Genomic DNA, 20,985 nt, shown 5'->3' with positions numbered 1-20,985 from the left:
CAGCCCGTCTCAAAAAGTAGGTCGGCAGCGACGGATTGTTGCACCAGTGGAACGATCACCCGTGCACCCAGCGCTTGAGCGCGTTGCGCTGAGGCGCTCGCGCACGCTCGTCGACCGCGAGCTTGTAGCGCGTGACTTCGGGGCCGTCGAGCTTCACGCGCGCAACGCGCAATTCGTCGCGCCGGAACGCGTGGACTTCGACCGCCACGTCTGGCCGATAACGCGAAAGCAGCGCATCTAGATTCGAGCCGGTGACGCGCAGGCCGTCGAGCGCCACCAGCACGTCGCCGGCCGAAAGCCCCGCCTTTTGCGCCGCGCTGCCGTCGTGGACCGCGGCGATCGTGCATTCGGCGCCGCCGCGCACGCGCACACCGAGCGATGGCTTGCCCGTCGCGCCGTTGCCGGCCTTGCCGCCGCCATTACCCGGATCGGGCGCAAGCGTCACGCCGAAGGCCGCGAGGAGCTCGGCAAGCGGAAGGTCGCGCGTGCCGCTGACCGCGTCGTCGAACAGCGGCCCGAGGTCGACGCCGGTCGCCTCCTCGATCAGCGCTTTCACATCGTCCTCGCCGACGCCGACCGGCCGGCCGCTGTAAAACTCGCGGCCGTAGCGTTGCCAGAGCAGCCGCATCACATCGTCGAGGGATTTGCGGTGATTCGTGCGGGCGCGGATCGCGAGATCGAACGCAAGCGCGACGAGCGAGCCCTTTTGGTAGTAGCTGACGATGGCATTCGGCGCGTTTTCGTCCTGGCGGTAGTACTTGACCCAGGCGTCGAACGAACTCTCGGCCACGCTTTGCTTGAGGCGGCCGCTGCCGCGCAGCACGCCGCCGATGGTCTTGCCGACGAGCCCGAGGTAGTCGGCCTCGCCGATCGCCTTGCTGCGCACGAGCATCAAGTCGTCGTAGTACGACGTGAAGCCCTCGAAAAGCCAAAGCAGCGACGTGTAGTTCTCGCGCGAAAGGTCGTATGGCACGAAGGCGGCCGGCTTGATGCGCTTGACGTTCCAGGTGTGGAAGTACTCGTGACTGCAGAGGCCGAGATAGGTGCGATAGCCGTCCGACATCTCGGGGCGCCCAAGTACGGGCAGATCGGTCCGATTACAGATGAGCGCAGTCGATGCGCGGTGTTCGAGGCCTCCATAGCCGTCGCTGACGGCTAGCGTCATGAAGACATAGCGCTCGACGGGGGCCTTTTTCGATTTCGGCTCGAAGAGCTCGATTTGCGTCTCGCAAATGCGCTTCAGGTCCGCGACGAGCCGCTTCATGTCGACGGAGACCGTGCGCCCCGCGATGACGACGTCGTGCGGCACGCCATGAGCCTTGAACGTGGCGAGGTCGAATTGGCCGAGCGTCACCGGGTGATCGATGAGCTCGTCGTAGTTCCGCGCCCGGTACTCGCCGAACCCATACCGTTTCGTGCCGCGCGCTTCGGAAAGCGCCGTCGCGACGCGCCAGTCGCGCGCGCCAGAGCCTTCAGGCTTGCGGATGTCGACGATGCAAGGCGCGTCCTCACGACCGATCGGCGCAAGGAACACGCTCGTGCCGTTGAAAAAGCCGATCGTATCGTCGAGATGCGCCGCGCGCACCGACAGGTCCCACGCGTAGACGTCGTAGCGCAACGTCAGCGCCCCGCTCTTCACCGGCGCGGCCTGCCACGTCTGCTTGTCGGTCTTCACGACGCGGACTTTGCGGCCCGCCTCGTTGAACGCTTGCAGCGCGACGATGTTGCGCGCGAACTCGCGAACCATGTAGCTGCCCGGTATCCACGTGGGCAAAGTGAAGCGCTGGCCCGCCGGGTCCGGATCGGCGAGGGTCAGCGTGACTTCGAAGAGGTGAGCGGCGGGATGCTTGGGAACGATGGCGTAACGAATTGGCTTCATCGGCGGCATTATTGTTGTCGATCGACTCGGTGATGCGCTCAGCGAGCGGACGCGCTCGCCTGCGTGAGGGCCTTGTCGAGCGTGTCAGCCGAAACGGCGCCCGGCAGTCGCCGGCCGTCGGTCAGAATGATCGTCGGCGTGCCCGTTACGTTCATCGAGTGGCCGAGCGCAAGGTTCTTGTCGAGCACGCTCGTATCGCAGATCGCCTTGCCGCTCGGCGTCTGCCGCTCGATCATCCATGCCTCCCACGTCTTCGCGCGGTCGGCCGAGCACCAGATCGATTTGGCTTTCGCCGTCGAATCGTCGGAGAGCACCGGGAAGAGGAACGTGTAGACGGTCACGTTGTCGATCGACTTCAGCGACGACTCGAGCTGCTTGCAGTAGGGGCAGTTGGGATCGGAGAAGACAGCCATCTTGCGGCTGCCGTTGCCCTTCACCACCTTGATCGCGTCGCCGAGCGGCAGGCTGGCGAAATCGACTTTGTTCAGCTCGGCCAGGCGCGCCTCGGTGAGGTTCGTATGCGTCTTGGTGTCCACGAGCTCGCCGGCGATCACATAATTGCCCACGGCGTCGCTATAGAGAATCTGTGAGCCGAGATTGACCTCGTAAAGCCCCGCGACCGGCGCTTTGTCGATGCTTTTGATCTCGACGTTGGGCAGGCGCGCCTGCAGCGTCGCCTTCAGCTTGTCGGTCGTCTGGTCGGCATGCGCCGACGCGCCGACCACCAGTGCCGCCGCAAAGGCCGCGGCGAAGGCGGCGTGACGCGAATTGATGGACATGATGTCGAGTCCTTCCCTGTGTTGTGCCGCACGGCTTCGCGCGCGTCACGTTGAAACGAATCGGTGGTGGGCCTCTCGGCCACTTCCCCCGGGATGTCAGCCGAGCGCGGCCGAGACGAGCCAGCGCTTGACGAGGGGCTGCGCGCCGACCAGCGCCATTCCCGCATTGCGAACCGTTCGCGCCAGCATACCGGGAACGGCAAAAAGCCGCTCCAGGCCGTCGGTCGCGAGCGTCAGCGCGCCGATATCCTCGCGGCGCGAACGCTCGTAGCGGCGCAACAGCACGACGTCGCCGAGATCGCGGAACGCCTCTTTTGCCGTCAACACGTCGACGAGCGAAGCCACGTCTCTCAGGCCAAGATTCATCCCCTGGCCCGCGAGGGGATGAATCAGATGCGCGGCATCGCCGACGAGCGCGATGCGCGGAGCGATGAGCCGATCGACGCGCTGCAGCGCGAGCGGAAAGCCATGCGCGGCGCCGACGCATTCGAGCGCGCCGAGCCGCGAGCGCGTGGCCGCTTCGACCTCGGCCTCGAGCTTGGCATGATCGAGCGCGATCAGCTCGCGCGCGTGCTCGGTCCGCGCAGACCAGACGAGCGATACATGACCTTCCGGCAGCGGCAGCAAGGCGATGATTTCGCCGTCTCTGAACCATTGATAGGCCGTCTCGCCGTGCGGTTTTTCGGCTTTGAAGTTCGCAACGACACCGGTTTGCCGGTAGTCGCGCCGCATGACGTTCACGCCCATCTGTGCGCGAACCCACGAATGAGCACCGTCCGCGCCGACGATCAGATCCGCTTCGAGGACCTGGCCGCTCGCCAAGGCGAGTGTCGCCGCATCCGCTCTCACGTCGAGCCCCTGGGCGCGCGTATCGAACCATGCCGCATTGGGTTGGAAGCGCAGCGCCGCGTCGAGCGCGTGCTCGATCAGCGACGACTCGACGATCCAGGCAAGCTGGGGAACGGCGGCCTGGAAGGCCGAGAAATGCAGCTCGGCCAGCGCGTCGCCATAGACGCGCATGTCATAGACCGGTTCGAGGCGATCGTGGTCGAGCGCCTGCCAGATCCGCAAGCGCTCGAAGAGCGCCTGCGAACTCGCCGACAGCGCGTAGATGCGGGCGTCGAACCGAGCGTCGGCCGGACGCGGCGCGGCAGGCTGGGCAATCAGCGCAACGCGCAGGCCGGCTTGCGCAAGCGCGAGCGCGGCGCTTTTACCGACGAGTCCGCCGCCGACGACGGCGATGTGGAACGACTGATGGAGGGCGGTCATGGTTCGGAATTATAACGGCCGCGCCTGCCACGGACGTTCGGCTGCCCACGCCCGCGACTTCTCGCAGCGGCCGCCACTCGGGATCGCCGGGGAGCGCGGAGCCCACGCGGGAGACCGGGCGGAAAGCGTTACAATTGCGCTTTCCGCGACAATATGCACGAAACGGTCGAACGCGCGTCGAGCCGGCGCCCGGATTCGCGCTTCGATTCGCTGCGGCCACGGTTTCCGGTCGAGCCGCCCATCGCGCAGCGCGCGCTCCCGCCGGTGTCGAGCGCACCACGCAAAATTTTGGATCGTCGAAGGACCCTCTCACAATGAGCCTCAAATGCGGCATCGTCGGCTTGCCCAACGTCGGCAAGTCCACTCTCTTCAATGCCCTGACGAAGGCGGGCATTTCCGCCGAGAACTACCCGTTCTGCACCATTGAGCCGAACGTCGGCGTCGTCGAAGTCCCCGATGCGCGCCTCGACGCGCTGGCGGACATCGTGAAGCCCGAGCGCGTCGTGCCGGCCGTCGTCGAATTCGTCGACATCGCCGGTCTCGTCGCGGGCGCGAGCAAGGGTGAAGGACTCGGCAACCAGTTCCTCGCCAACATTCGCGAAACCGATGCGATCACGCACGTCGTGCGTTGTTTCGAGGACGAGAACGTCATTCACGTCGCGGGCAAGGTCGATCCGCTCTCCGATATCGAAGTCATCAACACGGAGCTTGCGCTCGCCGACCTCGCGACCGTCGAAAAATCGCTCGCACGCTACACGAAGGCCGCGAAGTCCGGCAACGACAAGGAAGCGGCCAAGCTCGTCGCCGTGCTCGAAAAAGTGCGCGTTCAACTCGACGCGGCCAAGCCGGTTCGCGCGCTCGATTTCACCGACGAGGAAGCGGCGCTCGTGAAGCCGCTTTGCCTGATCACGGCGAAGCCGACGATGTACGTCGCCAACGTGAAGGAAGACGGGTTCGAGAACAATCCGCATCTGGACGCTGTGCGCAAATACGCCGACGGTGAAAAATCGCCCGTCGTCGCCGTCTGCGCGGCGATTGAAGCCGAAATCGCCGATCTCGACGATGAGGACAAGACCGCCTTCCTCGCGGATATGGGCATGGACGAACCCGGCCTCAACCGCGTGATTCGCGCGGGCTTCAAGCTGCTCGGCCTGCAGACCTACTTCACGGCGGGCGTGAAGGAAGTGCGGGCGTGGACGATTCATATCGGCGATACGGCGCCGCAAGCAGCGGGCGTGATCCACACTGACTTCGAGCGCGGCTTCATTCGCGCGCAGACGATCTCGTTCGCTGACTTCATCGCCTACAAAGGTGAGCAAGGCGCGAAGGAAGCGGGAAAAATGCGCGCCGAAGGCAAAGAGTACGTCGTCCATGACGGCGACGTCATGAATTTCCTCTTCAACGTCTGATCCAGTTCACAGATATGGCCCAATACGTCTTCACCATGAACCGGGTCGGCAAAATCGTGCCGCCCAAGCGCCAGATCCTCAAAGACATCTCGCTTTCGTTCTTCCCCGGCGCGAAGATCGGCGTGCTCGGCCTGAACGGCTCGGGCAAGTCGACGCTGATCCGCATCATGGCCGGCGTCGACCGCGACATCGAAGGCGAAGCCACGCCGATGCCGAATCTCAAGATCGGCTATCTGCCGCAAGAGCCGCAACTCGATCCCGAGAAAACCGTGCGCGAAGCCGTCGAGGAAGGCTTGGGCGACGTCTTCAGCGCGCAAAAGAAACTCGATGAGATCTACGCGGCTTACGCCGAACCCGATGCCGACTTCGACGCGCTCGCCGCCGAGCAGGCGAAGTACGAAGCGATCCTCGCCGCAAGCGACGGCGGCAGCCCCGAGCAGCAGCTCGAAGTGGCCGCCGACGCGCTGCGCTTGCCGCCGTGGGATGCAAAGGTCGCCAATCTGTCGGGCGGCGAAAAGCGCCGCGTCGCGCTTTGCAAGCTGCTGCTCGAAAAGCCCGACATGCTGCTGCTCGACGAGCCGACGAACCACCTCGACGCCGAATCGGTCGAGTGGCTCGAGCAGTTTCTCACGCGCTTTCCCGGCACCGTCGTCGCCGTGACGCACGACCGATACTTCCTCGACAACGCGGCCGAGTGGATTCTCGAGCTCGACCGCGGCCAGGGCATCCCGTGGAAGGGCAACTACAGCAGCTGGCTCGATCAGAAAGAAACGCGACTGAAGCAGGAAGAGGCCACCGAATCGGCGCGGCAAAAAACGATCAAGAAGGAGCTCGAGTGGGTGCGGCAGAATCCGAAGGGCCGCCAGGCGAAGTCGAAAGCGCGTATTGCCCGCTTCGAGGAACTGAACAGCCAGGAATATCAGAAGCGCAACGAGACGCAGGAAATCTTCATCCCCGTCGGCGACCGGCTCGGCAACGAGGTGATCGAGTTCCAGAACGTCAGCAAGGCGTACGGCGACCGGCTGCTCATCGACAACTTGAGCTTCAAGGTGCCGGCAGGCGCGATCGTCGGCATCATCGGGCCGAACGGCGCGGGCAAATCGACGCTCTTTCGCATGCTGACGGGCCGCGAAACGCCCGATTCGGGCGAGATCGTCATGGGGCCGACCGTGAAGCTGGCGTATGTCGACCAAAGCCGTGACGCGCTCGACGGCGCGAAGACGGTCTTCGAGGAGATCTCGGGCGGCGCGGATGTGCTGACGGTCGGCAAGTACGAGACGCCCTCGCGCGCCTACATCGGCCGTTTCAACTTCAAGGGTGCCGATCAGCAGAAGAACGTCGGCAATCTCTCAGGCGGCGAGCGCGGGCGGCTGCATCTGGCGAAGACGCTGATCGCGGGCGGCAACGTCCTGCTGCTCGACGAGCCTTCGAACGACCTCGACGTCGAAACGCTTCGCGCGCTCGAAGACGCGTTGCTCGAATTCGCCGGCTCCGTCATGGTGATCTCGCACGATCGTTGGTTCCTCGATCGGATCGCCACGCACATCCTGGCGTTCGAAGGCGATTCGCAGGTGGTGTTCTTCGACGGCAACTATCAGGAGTACGAGGCGGACAAGCGCAAGCGCCTCGGCGAAGAAGCCGCGAAGCCGAAGCGCATTCGCTATAAGCCGATCACTCGCTGACGACGAGCCCCAGCTCGCGCAAGCGCGCCTCTGTGGCCGCCGCGCTCGTGTGATGCACGCCGTGCCAACCCAGCGCGGCGGCGGCGTGCGCGTTCTTGATGTTGTCGTCGATGAAAACGAGCTCGTGCGGCGCGATACGCGGCAAATGCCGCTCGATGCGCGAGAACATTTCGGCGTAGATGGCCGGGTCGGGCTTGACGAGCTGGACGCGCCCCGAAACGACGACATCGCGAAAGCGCCGCAATACCGAGAAGCGCTCCCACGCCCACGGAAAAGTCTCGGCCGACCAGTTCGTCAGGCCGAACAGCGGGACGCCGGCTGTCTCCAGCTTGTCGACGAGCGCGGCGCCTTCCGCAATCACGCCGCCGATCATCTCTTGCCAGCGCTCGTAAAAAGCGCGGATCAGCGTCTCATGCTCGGGAAAACGGGCAACGAGCTCGGCCGTGCCTATCTCGATCGATTGCCCGCCATCCTGACGAACGACCCACTCCATCGAGCAGACTTCGCTGAGAAAACGCCGCCGCTCGGTTTCGTCGGGAATCAGCTTGCGATACACATACTCGGGGTTCCAGTCGATCAGGACTCCGCCGAAATCGAAAACGACCGCTTTGACAGCCATATGAACTCCAATCGTGAGCTTTGGTTCTGACCGTGCCGTCGGCGGCAACGCGCATGCGTCTGCCGCCGCATTCTCGCTCAGATCGCTTGCGTGCGTGCCTCGAGCCAGGCCTTCGCGTCACCCGATACATGCGCCGAAACGCGAGCGCGCACGGTCTCATGATAAGCGTTGAGCCAGGCGCGCTCGTCGTCGCGCATCAGCTCGAGCACGATGCAGCGCGTATCGATCGGGCAAAGCGTCAGTGTCTCGAAGTCGAGGAAAGCGCCGAACTCGGTCTCGCCGGCCTCGCGGGCGAGCACGAGGTTCTCGATCCGCACGCCCCATCGGCCAGGCCGATAGAGGCCCGGTTCGACGGATGTGATCATCCCCGCTTCCATCGCCGTCCACGGCTCCGCCTGCGCATAGTGCGAAATCACTTGCGGACCCTCGTGCACGTTGAGAAAGTAGCCGACGCCGTGACCCGTGCCGTGTCCATAGTCCGCGCCCGCTTCCCAGATCGGGGCGCGCGCGATCGCGTCGAGCATGGGCGAACGGACCCCTCGCGGAAAGCGGGCGCGTGAAAGCGCGATCATCCCTTTCAGCACGTGCGTGAAGTCGCGCTTTTGCTCCGGTGAGACTTGACCGATAGGCACCACGCGCGTGATATCGGTCGTGCCGCCGACATACTGCCCGCCCGAGTCGATGAGCAGCAATCCGTCGCCGGTGACGGTGGCATGCGAGGCCTCCGTCGCGCGGTAATGCGGCATCGCACCGTTCGCATTGAAGCCGGCGATCGTCGCGAAACTGCGGCAGACGAAGCCTGGCCGGCGCGCCCGCGCCGCGGTGAGCTTTTCATCGATCATGAGCTCCGTGACCGTCTCGCGGCCAAGCGCCCCCTCGAACCATGCAAAAAATTCGGCAAGCGCCGCGCCGTCCTGCTCCATCGTCGCGCGTACGTGCGCGGCCTCGCCGGACGTTTTGCGCGATTTTGCGAACGTCGACGGATTGACGGCCTCGACGACTTTCACGGTGGAGGGCACTGCCTGCCTCGCGCCATATGTGATGCGGCGCGGATCGACGAGCAGCGTCGACCCTTCCGGCAGCGCCGCGAGCGCCGCGGGCGCTCGCTCATAGTCTTCGACCCGGAAACCGTCGCGCAGTAGCGCGTTCGCCACGTCATTCGGCACTTTGCCGGCGGCAATGAAAAGCGTCGCCGAGTCGAGCCCGATCAGCGCATGCCCGACGAAAACGGGATTGAAATTGACGTCCGCGCCGCGCAGGTTCGCGAGCCACGCGAGATCGTCGAGCGTCGAGACGAAATGCCATTGGGCGCCCTGCTCACGCATCGTTCGGCGGATCGCCTCTAGTTTCTCCGCGCGCGTCACGCTGGCGTAAGGCATCGCATGCTCGAAGACGGCATCCCTTGGCAGGGCGGGCCGGCCGCTCCAGACCGAATCGAGCAGATCGAGATCCGTGCGCAGCGACATGCCGCGTGCGTCCAGGGCGTCGCTGAGCGTACGCGCAGCGGCGAGCGCGAGCACGGCGCCGTCGACGCCGACACAAGCGCCGGCCGTCAGATGTGCGGTGAGCCATTCGACATGCTGGGCCTGTTGTACTCCCAGGATCTTCATCAGTGCAATGCCGCTGCCGGCGAGCTGAACTTCCGCCTGCGACCAATAGCGGCTGTCGGTCCACAGGCCCGCGAAATCGGCCGTTACGACGAGCGTGCCGGCCGATCCCGTGAAACCCGACAGCCACCGCCGTCCTTCCCACCGCTCGGGCGGATATTCGGACAAGTGCGGATCGGATGATGGCACGATGTAGGCGGCGAGCCCTTCGCGCGCCATCGCCTCGCGCAGGCGCGCAAGCCGGGCCGAAACCGCCTGGTGCGAGGTTTCGGGGCCGGAGTTCGCCGGCGCGGGAGTTTCGGAGAGTCGGACGTTCATGATTTTTCCCGGAATTTCAACGACGAGAGGCCAAAGCGGCTGCCACTGCGACGGCGGAAAGCGCGACAGCGGTACAGAGCGGCCATTCGAGCACGCCACCATCGTAAAAGAGGCCCGATACGCTGCCCGCCATCTTGGCGGCGCCTGCCGCAACGACGCTGATCGGCAAGGCGACGAACCAGCGGATGCGGGTGGCGCGGTAAAGCGGATGCAAGCGCCAGCCGGCGAGGCCGATGACGGCGCCGAGCACGACGATCCCCGGCCAGCCCATCAGTGCCGGCCCGCCGCGATCGTTGTCGGAGTGATGTCTGGAAGACGGAACGAACGGCGCAATGGCATAGATAGTCGACTCTGTCGATCTGAGAAGGATTGGCTTCCGGCGCCGTGGCGACGTCGCAAGCTGCATTGCTGCATTGCGACAATCGCCCGCTCCCCAAGCGGCGCGGGCGCCCGGTAGGGTCGGCGGCCCGCGGCCGCCTGCCGCGCTCAAAGAGCCGAAAGCATGGAACCGCTATAATAACCGCCTGAAATCGAGCTGCCGCCTATCTACCCGAGCGGCGATATTCCCCGCGTATGCAACTGCTCACGATCGGAATCAATCACCACACGGCGCCCGTCGCGTTGCGCGAGCGCGTGGCCTTTCCGCTCGAGCAGATCAAACCGGCGCTTGCCGCGTTCAAGTCGCTTTGGGTCACGGGCGGCTCGAGTGCCGAGCCCGAGGCGGCGATCCTGTCCACCTGCAACCGCACGGAGCTCTATTGCGCGGCGGATGACCTGTCGACGCGCGAGGCCGCGATCGACTGGCTTTCGAGCTACCACGGGATGGATGCGGGCGAGCTCGCGCCGCACGTCTATACGCTTCCGCAATCGGAGGCGGTGCGGCATGCATTTCGCGTCGCGTCGGGCCTCGATTCGATGGTCCTCGGCGAAACGCAGATCCTCGGACAAATGAAGACGGCCGTGCGCACGGCGTCGGAAGCGGGCGCGCTCGGCACTTATCTGAATCAGCTCTTTCAGCGCACGTTCTCCGTCGCTAAAGAAGTACGCGGCACCACGGCCGTCGGCGCTCAATCGGTCTCGATGGCGGCCGCCGCCGTACGGCTCGCGCAGCGAATCTTCGACAAGGTCTCGAACCAGCGCGTCCTATTTATCGGCGCGGGCGAGATGATCGAGCTTTGCGCGACGCATTTCGCGGCGCAGGAGCCGCGCGAGCTCGTCGTCGCTAACCGGACGGCCGAGCGCGGCGCCAAGCTCGCGGAGCGCTTTCGCGGTCATGCGATGCCGCTCTCGGAGCTGCCCGCGCGCATGCACGAGTTCGACATCATCGTCTCGTGCACGGCGTCGACGCTGCCGATCATCGGTCTCGGTGCGGTCGAGCGTGCCGTCAAGGCGCGCCGGCACCGGCCGATCTTCATGGTCGATCTGGCGGTGCCGCGCGACATCGAGCCCGAAGTCGCGAAGCTTCAAGACGTGTTTCTCTACACCGTCGACGACCTGGGCGCGGTCGTGCGCGAAGGTCATGCGTCGCGACAGGCCGCAGTCGCGCAGGCCGAGACCATCATCGAGACGCGCGTGCAGAGTTTCATGCAATGGCTCGACGCGCGCAGCGTCGTGCCAGTGATTCGCCACATGCATACGCAGGCGGACGCACTGCGTCGGGCCGAAGTCGAGCGCGCGCTGAAAATGCTCGCGCGCGGCGACGATCCCGCCGCCGTGCTCGAAGCGATGTCGCAATCGCTGACCAACAAGCTGATTCACGGCCCGACGCATGCGCTCAACCGCGCCAGCAGCAGCGAGCGCTCGACGCTCATCGAGCTGCTCGGCGGCGTCTACCGGCACGACAAACCGTCGTCGGATCATTAGCGCCGGTCTCGACCCGCCGCCGCAAACAGCGGCTCGCCAACGCGCCGCCCTTTTTTTCGAATCTTCTTGCCCCTGGAGCCGAGCTCCGAATTCATGAAAACGAGCATGCAACAAAAGCTCGACCAGCTGACGACAAGGCTGGCCGAACTCAACGACCTGCTGAGCCGCGGGGACGTCACCGCGAATCTCGATCAGTATCGCAAGCTCTCGCGCGAGCACGCCGAGATCAGTCCCGTCGTCGAGCATTACGCGCACTGGCGCCAGGCGCGCAGCGATGCCGCGACGGCGCAGGAGCTGTCGGCCGACGCGTCGATGCGCGAGTTCGCCGAAGAAGAGGCGCGTTCGGCGCGCGACCGGATGGGGCGGCTCGAGCACGAGCTGCGGGCCATGCTGCTGCCGAAGGACCCGAACGACGAACGCAATATCTTCCTCGAAATTCGCGCGGGCACGGGAGGCGACGAGTCGGCGCTCTTCGCCGGCGACTTGTTGCGCATGTATCTGCGCTATGCGGAGCGGCAGCGCTGGCAAGTCGAAATGATCTCGGAGAGCCTGTCCGATCTCGGCGGCTACAAGGAAGTCATCGTCCGCGTCGCGGGCCAGGGCGCCTACTCGAAGCTCAAGTTCGAATCCGGCGGCCATCGCGTGCAGCGCGTGCCGGCCACCGAAACTCAGGGCCGCATCCACACGTCGGCCTGCACCGTCGCCGTGATGCCCGAAGCGGACGAGATCGGCGAGGTCGAGATCAATCCGGCCGAGTTGCGCATCGATACCTTCCGCGCCTCGGGCGCGGGGGGGCAGCACATCAACAAAACCGATTCGGCGGTTCGCATCACGCACCTGCCGACCGGCATCGTCGTCGAGTGTCAGGACGATCGCTCGCAGCACAAGAACAAGGACCGCGCGCTGAAGGTGCTCGCCGCGCGCATCAAGGACAAGCAGTATCACGAGCAACATGCGAAGGAGGCCGCCACGCGCAAGAGTCTGATCGGCTCGGGCGACCGCTCGGAGCGGATCCGCACTTACAACTTTCCGCAGGGACGACTCACGGATCACCGGATCAATCTGACGCTCTACAAGCTCGAAACGATCATGGACGGCGAGCTCGACGATCTCATCGCGGCGCTCGTCAGCGAACATCAGGCCGAGCAGCTCGCCTCGCTCGGCGAAGCGGACTGACGCCCGCACCGACGCGCCGCCCGCTGCGCCTTCCTCGGGATCCGCAATCCATGCCCGCCTCCCCACCGCCATCTCGGACGGCTACCGATCTGCTGCGCGCGTCGCCGCTCGCGGCCCTCGAAGCCCGCATTCTGCTCGCGCATGCGCTCGGCTGGCGCCGCACGGAGCTGATCACGCGCGGCGACGAGCCGCTCGACGAAGCGCAAGTCGCCGTCTACCGCAGCCTGGAAACGCGGCGTGCGGCCGGCGAGCCGATTGCGCAAATCGTCGGTGCGCGCGAGTTCTACGGACTTGAATTCGAAGTCACGCCGCATGTGCTGATTCCTCGTCCCGAGACGGAGCTGCTCGTCGAGACAGCGCTCGCCGCGATCGCGCCGCTCACGCGTCCGCGCGTGCTCGATCTCGGCACGGGCAGCGGCGCCATTGCGGTCGCGATCGCGTCGGCGCGGCCCGACGCGCGCGTCTGGGCGCTCGACCGATCGCCGGAGGCGCTCGCCGTCGCGACGCGTAACGCCGCGCGGCTCGTCGGCGAGCGCCGGCCCGGCGGCGCGATGATGCTGTTGCAAAGCGATTGGTACGCGGCGCTCAATCCCGCCCTCTCATTCGACGTGATCGTCAGCAATCCGCCTTATATCGCCTCGGGCGATCCACATCTCGGCGTCGGCGACCTGCGCTTCGAGCCGCGCGGCGCACTCACGGACGAAGCGGACGGGCTCTCGGCGATTCGCGCGATCGTTGCCGGCGCCCGCGCCTTCATGGCGCCGGGCGGGCAACTGTGGCTCGAGCACGGCTACGATCAAGCGGCGGCAGTGCGCGCGCTGATCGCGGTGCAGGGGTTCGTCGACGTTCGCTCGCTCGGCGATCTCGCGGGCATCGAGCGGGCAAGCGGCGGCATCGCGCCGGGCGCCGTCGACGGTGAAATGGGAACAGCCTAGGGCTGGAGCGGGGGCCGGACGCAAGGCGCGTACCGCACGACCCGCTCGCCGCTTCCGACCCACGCACGCTGCGCTGCCGCCCGCGTCGGCCGGCCGGCACTCACGAAATCCGCTATCATTTGCGTCTATCTACCACGCTCCGTGTCCGTCACGGAATCAAGGTCAGTCATGGATACGCAACAACGCATCAAGCAAATCGTCGACGAAAATGCTGTCGTACTGTTCATGAAGGGTACTGCCCAGTTCCCGATGTGCGGCTTCTCGGGGCGCGCCGTGCAGATCCTCAACGCATGCGGCGTCAACGAGTTCAAGACGGTCAACGTGCTCGAAGACGACGAGATCCGCCAGGGCATCAAAGCGTTCTCGAACTGGCCGACCATCCCTCAGCTCTATGTGAAGGGGGAGTTCGTCGGCGGCTCGGACATCATGATGGAGATGTACCAGAACGGCGAGCTGCAGCAGCTGTTCGCGTCGGCCTGATTCTGCGGCCCGGCAGGCTGGCCCGTTTCCCGCGGCACCGCACGCAATGCAAGCGCCGCTAAGCGCGCCGCCGCGCCGGCTTATCGTCGCGATCACGGGCGCCACGGGCGCCATCTACGGCGTGCGCCTGCTCGCGACGCTGCGGCGCCTCGGCGGCATCGAGACGCATCTGCTGATCTCGAGCGCGGGCTGGCTCAACATCCGGCACGAGCTCGAGCTGACGAAAGACGACGTCCATCCGCTGGCCGACGTTGTCCACTCGGTCCGTGACGTCGGCGCCAGCATCGCGTCGGGGTCGTTCTCGACCGCGGGCATGGTCGTCGCGCCGTGTTCGATGAAAACGCTCGCGAGCATCGCGCATGGGCTCTCCGACAATCTGATCGCGCGCGCCGCGGACGTCACGCTGAAAGAGCGCCGCCGGCTCGTGCTGCTCGTGCGCGAAACGCCGCTCAACCTCGCGCATCTGCGCAACATGACGGCCGTGACCGAGATGGGCGCGATCGTCTTTCCGCCGCTTCCCGCCTTCTACAATCGGCCCGCCTCGATCGACGAGATGGTCGACGAAACGATCGCGCGCGTGCTGGACATGTTCTCGCTCGGCCCCGCACTGGCCACTTCGTGGAAAGGCCTGGGCGGCCCGCGCGACACAGACTCGTGAAGCGCGATTCTTAACGCGCGCGACACGATGCGTTTCACGATCACGGCTTTCTGGCGCAGCCGTGAGCGCTTATAGTCGATTCAATACGATCACTTTTTGGTTCGCCTCAGTGCGACGCCTGTTGCCATGTCTCGCCTACCTTCGCTTTTTCTGTCCCACGGCGCACCGACGCTGCCGATCGATCCGTCGCTTCCCTCCGGCGCTTTCGGCACGCTGGCGGCCGGGCTACCGCGCCCGCGGGCGATTCTGATGCTATCGGCGCACTGGGAGACGCCGGACCCGGTTGCAAGCACGGCGGTGAAGCCGGAGACGATCCACGATTTCTACGGCTTTCCGCGCGCGCTCTACGAGATCCGCTATCCCGCACCGGGCGCGCCGGACCTCGCGCGCCAGGCGATTACCCTGCTCGCTCAGGACGATATCGCCGCGACGACGGAAGAGCACGGTCTCGATCACGGCGCATGGGTGCCGCTTTTGTTGATGTTTCCCGATGCCGGCGTGCCCGTCGCGCAGCTTTCGATTCAGCCGCATCGCGACCCGGCGCACCACTATCGCGTCGGCCGCGCGCTGCGGCCGCTCGCCGACGATGGTGTGATGATCGTGGGTTCGGGGCAGATCACGCACAACCTGCGCGCCGCGGATTTTGGCGCGGGCCCGGAGGATGCCGACCCGCGCGTCGCCGAGTTCACCGACTGGTTCGAGGCGCGGCTAGCCTCACATGACGTCGACGCGTTGCTCGACTACCGCCGCCTCGCGCCGCATGCGGCGCTCATGCATCCGCGCGACGAGCACCTGCTGCCCGTCTTCGCGGCGCTCGGCGCGGCCCCTGACGACTATCGACTGGAGATTCAGTCGCTCGGCACCTATCAGCGCGCGCTTGCGATGACGAACTATGTGTTCGAGAGCGCCGGCAAGTGAGCTCGCCGAGCCCGGCCGAGCCTGGCCGGGCGCGTCACGGGCAGTCGCCTGGAGAAGCGGTTCTCGAGCGATGCCCCGGACATGCTCAGAGAGCGTCCCGTGCGGAACAGCTTGTGGGAAACGCCGATCTCAAACGCCGACACCCTCGAGGATGTCGTCTTCCGTTTCGCGTTCGTCGAGGTAGCGCGTGCGATAGCCGGACCGGACGCCCCAGAAGTAGAAGACGAGCGAGACGACGGCCACCGTCAGCATGTCCCATCCGTACGGCAGCCACCCGGCACCGCCGAACTGCTTGCTGCCGATGAGCGAGAGGAAGGCCATGACGGGCAGATAGCAGACGAGCCACCACGCCGCTTTCAGATCGCGGCCCCAGCCGCCCCAGCCCGACTTGCCCTGATAGTAGAAATAGACGGGCAGCGCGACGATCATGAGCAGGATGATTTCGCCCGTGAGCGGCCACTTCGCCCAATAGAGCACGAGCGACGCGCAAACGAACGCGAACGGCGCGATGACGCCCATGAGCGGCAAATGCAGCGGCCGCGCGAGATCCGTCGCGAAACGGCGCAGCGCCATGAGGCTGATCGGCCCAGTGAGATACGAAATGACGGTCGCCACCGAGATCACGGCGGCGAGCGAGCTCCATCCGCGGAAGAAGAAGAGGAAGACGAACGAGATCAGCAGATTGAACCACATCGCGTTGCGCGGCACGCCGTAAAGCGGATGCACGCTGCCGAAGAACTTCGGCATCGTGTTGTTGCGCTCCATCGCGTAGATCATCCGCGTCGTCGTCGCCATGTAGGTCGTGCCCGTGCCGCTCGGGCTCACGAAGGCGTCGACGTAAAGCAGGAACGCGAGCCAGTTCAGGTTCAGCGCCAGCGCGAGCTCGGCGAACGGCGAGGCGAAGTTGAAGTGGCTCCAGCCCTTCGCGACATCGGCCGGATTCACGGCACCGATATAGGCGATCTGCAGCAGCACATAAATGACGAGCGCGAGCAAAATCGAGCCGAGCACGGCGAACGGCACGCTCTTCGACGGATTGCGCGCTTCGCCCGCCAGGTTCACCGGGCTCTGGAAGCCGTTGAAGGCGAAGACGATGCCGCTCGTCGCGACGGCGGTGAAGACGGCGGACCACCCATAGGGAGCGAAGCCGCCGGCGGCCTCGAGATTGTCCGAATGAAAGCCGGAGGCGAGCAACCCGAGGATCGTGAGGCCCGGAATGATGAACTTGAAGACGGTGATCGTCGTGTTCGCGCGCGCGAAAACCTTCACACCCCAGTAGTTGAGCAGGAAATAGACGATGACGAGCAGCGCCGACAGCAAGAGCCCCGTCGTCGACAGCTCTCCATGAACGAACAACGCGTGCGCCCATTCGTAGGGCCAAGTGCTCATGTACTGAATCGACGCCTCGGCCTCGATCGGAATCACCGAAACGATGGCGATCCAGTTCGCCCACGCGCTGATGAATCCGACCAGCGCGCCATGCGAATAACGCGCGTAGCGGACCATGCCGCCCGACTCGGGAAACATGGCGCCGAGCTCGGCATAGGTGAGCGCGATCGCGAGAATGACGACGGCGCCGATGATCCAGGCGCAGATCGCCGCGGGACCGGCAATCTTGGCCGCCTTCCAGGCGCCGAAGAGCCACCCGGACCCGATGATCGAGCCCAAGCCGGTCAGCATCAGCGCGAATGGGCCGATGTTCCGTTGAATCGAACTTTTCACAACCTCTCCTAGGGGATATGGGGAACGCGCGAGCGCACGCTTGCAAGTGCGTCCGCCGACGCTTGCAACTCGTGCCTCGCCCCGCGGCCGATACCGGGCCGCAACCAGGCGCAACCGCGCTGTGTGGCGCGTAGTTTACCGGTTGCGCCGCCCCAGAAGTGTGCGTTTTGATCTGGCACCCAAAAATTCGCAGGCGTGGGGAAAGACTTCCATAGCAAAGCCCGTTCCCATGCATCGAATGTCCCTGCAAATTGGAGGATACAGGTTGACCTTTGCGCGATTTCGCCGTATAACGAGCAGGCAGGATTTCAAGCGGCGAGTGTGAATTGGTCTTTCGTGGTTCGCCCCTCAGGTACCTTCGGTTGTTCCATTACCCTTCCTTGATTTTCGTGCACCCCGGGCTTCGGCCTAGTTTTTATAGTCTCTTTTAGGAAATACGTAATATGGAAACCGGTACCGTCAAGTGGTTCAATGACGCGAAGGGCTTTGGCTTCATCACTCCCGACAGCGGCGGCGAAGATCTCTTCGCGCACTTCTCGGAAATCCGCATCGATGGTTTCAAGACGCTGCAAGAAAACCAAAAGGTGCAGTTCGAAGTGAAGACGGGCCCGAAGGGCAAGCAGGCCGCGAACATCAAGCCGGTCTAAGCCCCGTCCGACCGGATGAAAAAAAACCCCGCTAAGGCGGGGTTTTTTCATTCTAAGCGGAAGATTCGACGGGCGTGGATGCCGAGCCCCGTCGCCACGCTGGCGAGCCGGTCGCCGAAAACGGGCTGCGCGGCCGGAAACGCCTCGGTGAGCGAGCGCGTCAAAAATGCAAGCCCTGTCGAGCCGCCCGTGAAATAAAGCGCTCCAACGTCGCGCGGCGCGACACCGGCCGCCCGCACCGTTTCTCTGGCGGCGTCCACGATGCGATGCAGCTCGTCGACGCCCGCTTCGACGAGCTGCGCTTCGTCGAAGGCCAGCCGCAAGTCGGTCTCGACATCGTCGAGATCGATCGACGTCTGCCCGCCGGCCGCCACGCCGATTTTCGCCTCCTCGGCGCGCGCGACCATCGCATGGCCGAGCCGCTGCTCGACGACACGCATGAGCCGATCATGGTGCCGCGAGTCGCGGTAAAGGTGCCGCATCAAGCGCAGCTCGCCGACACGCTTGCCGGTGTAGACGGTATTGACGAGATGCCAGGTCGAAAGGTCGAAGTAGATTCGGTTGGGGACCTCGCGCCCCTCGGGATCGATCGCCTTGTAGCCGAGCTCTGGAAGGATCGTCGCCAGCTCGACGCGGCGATCGAAGTCGGTGCCCGCCACGTGGACACCGTGATGGGCGAGCACATCGTCTTTGCGCTCGAGGCGGCGCATCCGCTCGGGGCCCACCCGCACGAGCGAGAAATCCGACGTGCCACCGCCGATGTCGGCCACGAGTACGAGTGCCTCGCGATCGAGGCGCGACTCGTAGTCGAACGCGGCCGCGATCGGCTCATACTGGAACTGAATCTCGCGCAACCCCGCCGCGTGCGCCGCCGCTTCGAGCTGCCGGGCGGCCAGCAGGTCGGCGCGCGGATCGTCGTCGACGAAAAACACCGGTCGGCCGAGCACGGCCCGTTCGATCGGCGCGTGCGCGCACGCTTCTCCCCGCTTCTTCAGATAGACGAGGAACGTCGAAATGACATCGGTGTACTTGACGGCGGAGCCGTCGCCGAGCTCGGTGACGCCCTCGGCCAGCGCGGAACCGAGGATGCTTTTGAGCGAGCGCATGAGCCGGCCGTCGAATCCGTCGATGTACGCGGCCACGGCCGCGCGGCCGTACACGATCGCATCCTCGTCAGTATTGAAGAAGATGGCCGTCGGCAGCGTCGTATGATCGCCCTCGACGGGCGCGAGCCGCACGACATCGCCGGCGGGCAGCGCGAGCGCCGAATTCGACGTGCCGAAGTCGATCGCGCAGTAAGTCATCGCTTGGGATTCCATCGCTTGCATTCCGGTGCGCGGGCCAGGGCCGATCGCGGAGCGCGGTTTTACCACGAACGGCCGGGGCAGCGCAACCTGCGCGAACGAACATTAGTGAACTTGGTCGGTCGGGAACGGGGATTGCTCAGCGTTGCTCGCTCCCCACGGCGCGACACGCCTTATCGCGCGCATGCCCGATCCGCCGCCCACATTCATCAGGAGACCGCCCCCGCGTGAACCGGCCCACCGATACTCCTGTTGCCGCTCGTCCGGCTGGTGTAATCGAGACCGATCTGCCATCGCGGCTCGATCGCTTGCCCTGGGGGCGTTTCCATACACTGATCGTCGTCGCGCTCGGCGTGACCTGGCTCCTCGACGGGCTCGAGGTGACGCTCGCCGGGGCCGTGGCGAGCGCGCTGAAAGCGAGCCCTGTGCTTCGCTTCTCGAACGCGGACGTCGGCTTCGCGAGCAGCGCCTACATCGCCGGTGCGGTGCTCGGGGCGCTCGTCTTCGGCTGGCTCACGGATCGGCTCGGACGGCGCAAGCTCTTCTTCGTCACGCTTGCGCTCTATCTCGCCGCAACCGCCGCGACGGGGCTCTCGTGGAACCTCGCGAGCTTCGTACTGTTCCGCTTTTTGACCGGCGCCGGCATCGGCGGCGAATATGCCGCGATCAACTCCACGATTCAGGAGTTCACCCCCGCGCGCGTGCGCGGATGGACCGATCTCGGCATCAATGGCACGTTCTGGGTCGGCGCCGCGCTTGGCGCCGGCAGCTCGATCGTGCTGCTCGATCCGGCGCTCATACCCGGCGACTACGGCTGGCGCGCGTGCTTTCTCATCGGCGCAACGCTCGCCCTCGTCATCGTGCTGATGCGCATGTGGATACCGGAAAGCCCCCGCTGGCTGCTGACGCACAATCGGCCTCGTCCGGCCCGCGAGATCGTCGAGGCGATCGAGGCGCGCTTCGAACAGCGCGCGGGGGCACCGCTCGGAGGCGAGATCCACACCCTGCGGCTCGCCGAACGCGATCACACGCCGCTTCGCGAAGTCTTCGCCGCGCTTTTCGTCCTGCACCGACGGCGGTCGCTCGTCGGACTTTCGCTCATGACCGCGCAGGCGTTCTTCTACAACGCCATTTTCTTCACCTACGCGCTGGTGCTCACCGACTTCTATCACGTACCCGGCGCGCACGTGGGGTGGTATCTGTTGCCGTTCGCGCTCGGCAATTTTATGGGACCGCTCGTGCTCGGCCGCGCATTCGACGTCGTCGGCCGCCGCAAGATGATCGCCTTCACCTACGCGATTTCAGGCGTGCTCCTCACGGCAAGCGGATATCTTTTCGAACGGCAATGGATGACGGTGGTCGAGCAGACTATCGCCTGGATGATCATCTTTTTCTTTGCGTCGGCGGCCGCGAGCTCGGCCTATCTCACGGTGAGCGAATCGTTTCCGCTCGAAATCCGCGCCCTCGCCATCGCGATCTTCTATGCGTTCGGCACGGCGCTCGGCGGGATCGCCGGACCGGCGCTCTTCGGTAGTCTCATCGACACGCACGAACGCTCCGCCGTATTCGAGGGCTACCTCGTCGGCTCGGCCCTGATGCTCCTCGCCGCACTCATTGCTGCCATATGGGGCGTCGACGCCGAACGCAAGCCGCTCGAGCACGTCGCTTTGCCGCTTTCAGCGCTGCGCGACAACTGAGGCCCGGTCAGGCCAAGCTCAGC

The 20,985-nt window shown here is 65.2% G+C and carries 18 protein-coding genes; 10 read left to right on the top strand and 8 right to left on the bottom strand.

The window, feature by feature from the left end:
* Nucleotides 1–55: 55 nt before the first annotated feature.
* The 3 genes from AB4Y31_RS28555 to AB4Y31_RS28545 all read right to left on the bottom strand — a co-directional run bounded on the left by AB4Y31_RS28555 (nt 56) and on the right by AB4Y31_RS28545 (nt 3,927).
* Entirely contained in the window at nt 56–1,879 is a 1,824-nt protein-coding gene (locus AB4Y31_RS28555; RefSeq protein WP_368676923.1) for a M61 family metallopeptidase, read from the bottom strand.
* A 38-nt stretch (nt 1,880–1,917) separates the two neighbouring features.
* A complete protein-coding gene (locus tag AB4Y31_RS28550; protein ID WP_368676922.1) occupies nt 1,918–2,658 on the bottom strand; it encodes a DsbC family protein in 741 nt (246 codons plus the stop codon).
* A 96-nt stretch (nt 2,659–2,754) separates the two neighbouring features.
* Nucleotides 2,755–3,927: a UbiH/UbiF family hydroxylase gene (locus tag AB4Y31_RS28545; protein ID WP_368676921.1), complete on the bottom strand. Its 1,173-nt coding sequence runs from the start codon at nt 3,925–3,927 to the stop codon at nt 2,755–2,757.
* Nucleotides 3,928–4,241: 314 nt separating this feature from the next.
* On the opposite strand from AB4Y31_RS28545, the gene ychF reads away from it, so the two are divergent.
* Nucleotides 4,242–5,336: a redox-regulated ATPase YchF gene (gene ychF / locus AB4Y31_RS28540; protein ID WP_368676920.1), complete on the top strand. Its 1,095-nt coding sequence runs from the start codon at nt 4,242–4,244 to the stop codon at nt 5,334–5,336.
* Nucleotides 5,337–5,350: 14 nt separating this feature from the next.
* A complete protein-coding gene (gene ettA / locus AB4Y31_RS28535) occupies nt 5,351–7,018 on the top strand; it encodes an energy-dependent translational throttle protein EttA (protein ID WP_018440338.1) in 1,668 nt (555 codons plus the stop codon).
* Here ettA and AB4Y31_RS28530 read toward each other — a convergent pair.
* From AB4Y31_RS28530 to AB4Y31_RS28520, 3 genes are all read right to left on the bottom strand, one after another.
* Complete coding sequence (locus AB4Y31_RS28530) at nt 7,008–7,637, bottom strand: HAD family hydrolase (protein WP_368676919.1); 630 nt, start codon at nt 7,635–7,637, stop codon at nt 7,008–7,010. The two genes, ettA and AB4Y31_RS28530, sit on opposite strands and share 11 nt — an antisense overlap.
* Before the next feature lie 77 nt (nt 7,638–7,714).
* On the bottom strand, nt 7,715–9,562 hold the full coding sequence (locus AB4Y31_RS28525) for an aminopeptidase P family protein (protein ID WP_368676918.1): 1,848 nt from the start codon (nt 9,560–9,562) through the stop codon (nt 7,715–7,717).
* Between the two features lie 16 nt (nt 9,563–9,578).
* Nucleotides 9,579–9,833 carry a hypothetical protein gene (locus AB4Y31_RS28520; RefSeq protein ID WP_368676917.1) on the bottom strand — a complete coding sequence of 85 codons (255 nt, stop codon included), beginning with the start codon at nt 9,831–9,833 and terminating at the stop codon, nt 9,579–9,581.
* Nucleotides 9,834–10,135: 302 nt separating this feature from the next.
* On the opposite strand from AB4Y31_RS28520, the gene hemA reads away from it, so the two are divergent.
* The 6 genes from hemA to AB4Y31_RS28490 all read left to right on the top strand — a co-directional run bounded on the left by hemA (nt 10,136) and on the right by AB4Y31_RS28490 (nt 15,592).
* On the top strand, nt 10,136–11,425 hold the full coding sequence (gene hemA / locus AB4Y31_RS28515; protein WP_368676916.1) for a glutamyl-tRNA reductase: 1,290 nt from the start codon (nt 10,136–10,138) through the stop codon (nt 11,423–11,425).
* Nucleotides 11,426–11,518: 93 nt separating this feature from the next.
* Nucleotides 11,519–12,601, top strand: a complete 1,083-nt coding sequence (gene prfA, locus AB4Y31_RS28510; RefSeq protein WP_368676915.1) for a peptide chain release factor 1 — start codon at nt 11,519–11,521, stop codon at nt 12,599–12,601.
* A gap of 50 nt (nt 12,602–12,651) precedes the next feature.
* On the top strand, nt 12,652–13,536 hold the full coding sequence (prmC, locus tag AB4Y31_RS28505) for a peptide chain release factor N(5)-glutamine methyltransferase (RefSeq protein ID WP_368676914.1): 885 nt from the start codon (nt 12,652–12,654) through the stop codon (nt 13,534–13,536).
* Between the two features lie 168 nt (nt 13,537–13,704).
* Nucleotides 13,705–14,016 (top strand): Grx4 family monothiol glutaredoxin, encoded by a 312-nt coding sequence (grxD, locus tag AB4Y31_RS28500; protein WP_107153142.1) that lies wholly within the window; start codon nt 13,705–13,707, stop codon nt 14,014–14,016.
* A 46-nt stretch (nt 14,017–14,062) separates the two neighbouring features.
* Nucleotides 14,063–14,674 carry a UbiX family flavin prenyltransferase gene (locus tag AB4Y31_RS28495; RefSeq protein WP_368676913.1) on the top strand — a complete coding sequence of 204 codons (612 nt, stop codon included), beginning with the start codon at nt 14,063–14,065 and terminating at the stop codon, nt 14,672–14,674.
* Between the two features lie 126 nt (nt 14,675–14,800).
* Complete coding sequence (locus AB4Y31_RS28490) at nt 14,801–15,592, top strand: class III extradiol ring-cleavage dioxygenase (RefSeq protein ID WP_368676912.1); 792 nt, start codon at nt 14,801–14,803, stop codon at nt 15,590–15,592.
* A gap of 129 nt (nt 15,593–15,721) precedes the next feature.
* On the opposite strand, the gene AB4Y31_RS28485 is transcribed toward AB4Y31_RS28490, so the two are convergent.
* Nucleotides 15,722–17,314 carry an APC family permease gene (locus tag AB4Y31_RS28485; protein ID WP_368676911.1) on the bottom strand — a complete coding sequence of 531 codons (1,593 nt, stop codon included), beginning with the start codon at nt 17,312–17,314 and terminating at the stop codon, nt 15,722–15,724.
* Between the two features lie 443 nt (nt 17,315–17,757).
* Here AB4Y31_RS28485 and AB4Y31_RS28480 point away from each other — a divergent pair, with 443 nt between their 5' ends.
* Entirely contained in the window at nt 17,758–17,961 is a 204-nt protein-coding gene (locus AB4Y31_RS28480; RefSeq protein ID WP_018440349.1) for a cold-shock protein, read from the top strand.
* A gap of 47 nt (nt 17,962–18,008) precedes the next feature.
* Here AB4Y31_RS28480 and AB4Y31_RS28475 read toward each other — a convergent pair whose 3' ends face one another.
* Nucleotides 18,009–19,265 carry an Hsp70 family protein gene (locus AB4Y31_RS28475; protein ID WP_368676944.1) on the bottom strand — a complete coding sequence of 419 codons (1,257 nt, stop codon included), beginning with the start codon at nt 19,263–19,265 and terminating at the stop codon, nt 18,009–18,011.
* Between the two features lie 227 nt (nt 19,266–19,492).
* Between AB4Y31_RS28475 and AB4Y31_RS28470 the strand changes: the two genes are divergently transcribed.
* Nucleotides 19,493–20,962: an MFS transporter gene (locus AB4Y31_RS28470; RefSeq protein WP_368676910.1), complete on the top strand. Its 1,470-nt coding sequence runs from the start codon at nt 19,493–19,495 to the stop codon at nt 20,960–20,962.
* Nucleotides 20,963–20,985 lie beyond the last annotated feature (23 nt).

The organism is Trinickia sp. EG282A, from assembly GCF_040965455.1.
Taxonomy (GTDB): Bacteria; Pseudomonadota; Gammaproteobacteria; order Burkholderiales; family Burkholderiaceae; genus Trinickia; species Trinickia symbiotica.
Note: the sequence above shows the minus strand (reverse complement) of the source record. Positions and strands in the feature narration are given on the sequence as shown.

What these genes read in the sequence shown, in the direction of transcription:
- AB4Y31_RS28545 (WP_368676921.1), bottom strand. Translation starts at nt 3,927, where the DNA reads ATGACCGCCCTCCATCAGTCGTTCCACATCGCCGTCGTCGGCGGCGGA.
- prfA (WP_368676915.1), top strand. Translation starts at nt 11,519, where the DNA reads ATGAAAACGAGCATGCAACAAAAGCTCGACCAGCTGACGACAAGGCTG.
- ychF (WP_368676920.1), top strand. Translation starts at nt 4,242, where the DNA reads ATGAGCCTCAAATGCGGCATCGTCGGCTTGCCCAACGTCGGCAAGTCC.
- AB4Y31_RS28555 (WP_368676923.1), bottom strand. Translation starts at nt 1,879, where the DNA reads ATGAAGCCAATTCGTTACGCCATCGTTCCCAAGCATCCCGCCGCTCAC.
- AB4Y31_RS28550 (WP_368676922.1), bottom strand. Translation starts at nt 2,658, where the DNA reads ATGTCCATCAATTCGCGTCACGCCGCCTTCGCCGCGGCCTTTGCGGCG.
- AB4Y31_RS28520 (WP_368676917.1), bottom strand. Translation starts at nt 9,833, where the DNA reads ATGGGCTGGCCGGGGATCGTCGTGCTCGGCGCCGTCATCGGCCTCGCC.
- prmC (WP_368676914.1), top strand. Translation starts at nt 12,652, where the DNA reads ATGCCCGCCTCCCCACCGCCATCTCGGACGGCTACCGATCTGCTGCGC.
- grxD (WP_107153142.1), top strand. Translation starts at nt 13,705, where the DNA reads ATGGATACGCAACAACGCATCAAGCAAATCGTCGACGAAAATGCTGTC.
- AB4Y31_RS28475 (WP_368676944.1), bottom strand. Translation starts at nt 19,265, where the DNA reads ATGACTTACTGCGCGATCGACTTCGGCACGTCGAATTCGGCGCTCGCG.
- AB4Y31_RS28490 (WP_368676912.1), top strand. Translation starts at nt 14,801, where the DNA reads ATGTCTCGCCTACCTTCGCTTTTTCTGTCCCACGGCGCACCGACGCTG.
- AB4Y31_RS28480 (WP_018440349.1), top strand. Translation starts at nt 17,758, where the DNA reads ATGGAAACCGGTACCGTCAAGTGGTTCAATGACGCGAAGGGCTTTGGC.
- hemA (WP_368676916.1), top strand. Translation starts at nt 10,136, where the DNA reads ATGCAACTGCTCACGATCGGAATCAATCACCACACGGCGCCCGTCGCG.
- AB4Y31_RS28530 (WP_368676919.1), bottom strand. Translation starts at nt 7,637, where the DNA reads ATGGCTGTCAAAGCGGTCGTTTTCGATTTCGGCGGAGTCCTGATCGAC.
- AB4Y31_RS28525 (WP_368676918.1), bottom strand. Translation starts at nt 9,562, where the DNA reads ATGAACGTCCGACTCTCCGAAACTCCCGCGCCGGCGAACTCCGGCCCC.
- ettA (WP_018440338.1), top strand. Translation starts at nt 5,351, where the DNA reads ATGGCCCAATACGTCTTCACCATGAACCGGGTCGGCAAAATCGTGCCG.
- AB4Y31_RS28495 (WP_368676913.1), top strand. Translation starts at nt 14,063, where the DNA reads ATGCAAGCGCCGCTAAGCGCGCCGCCGCGCCGGCTTATCGTCGCGATC.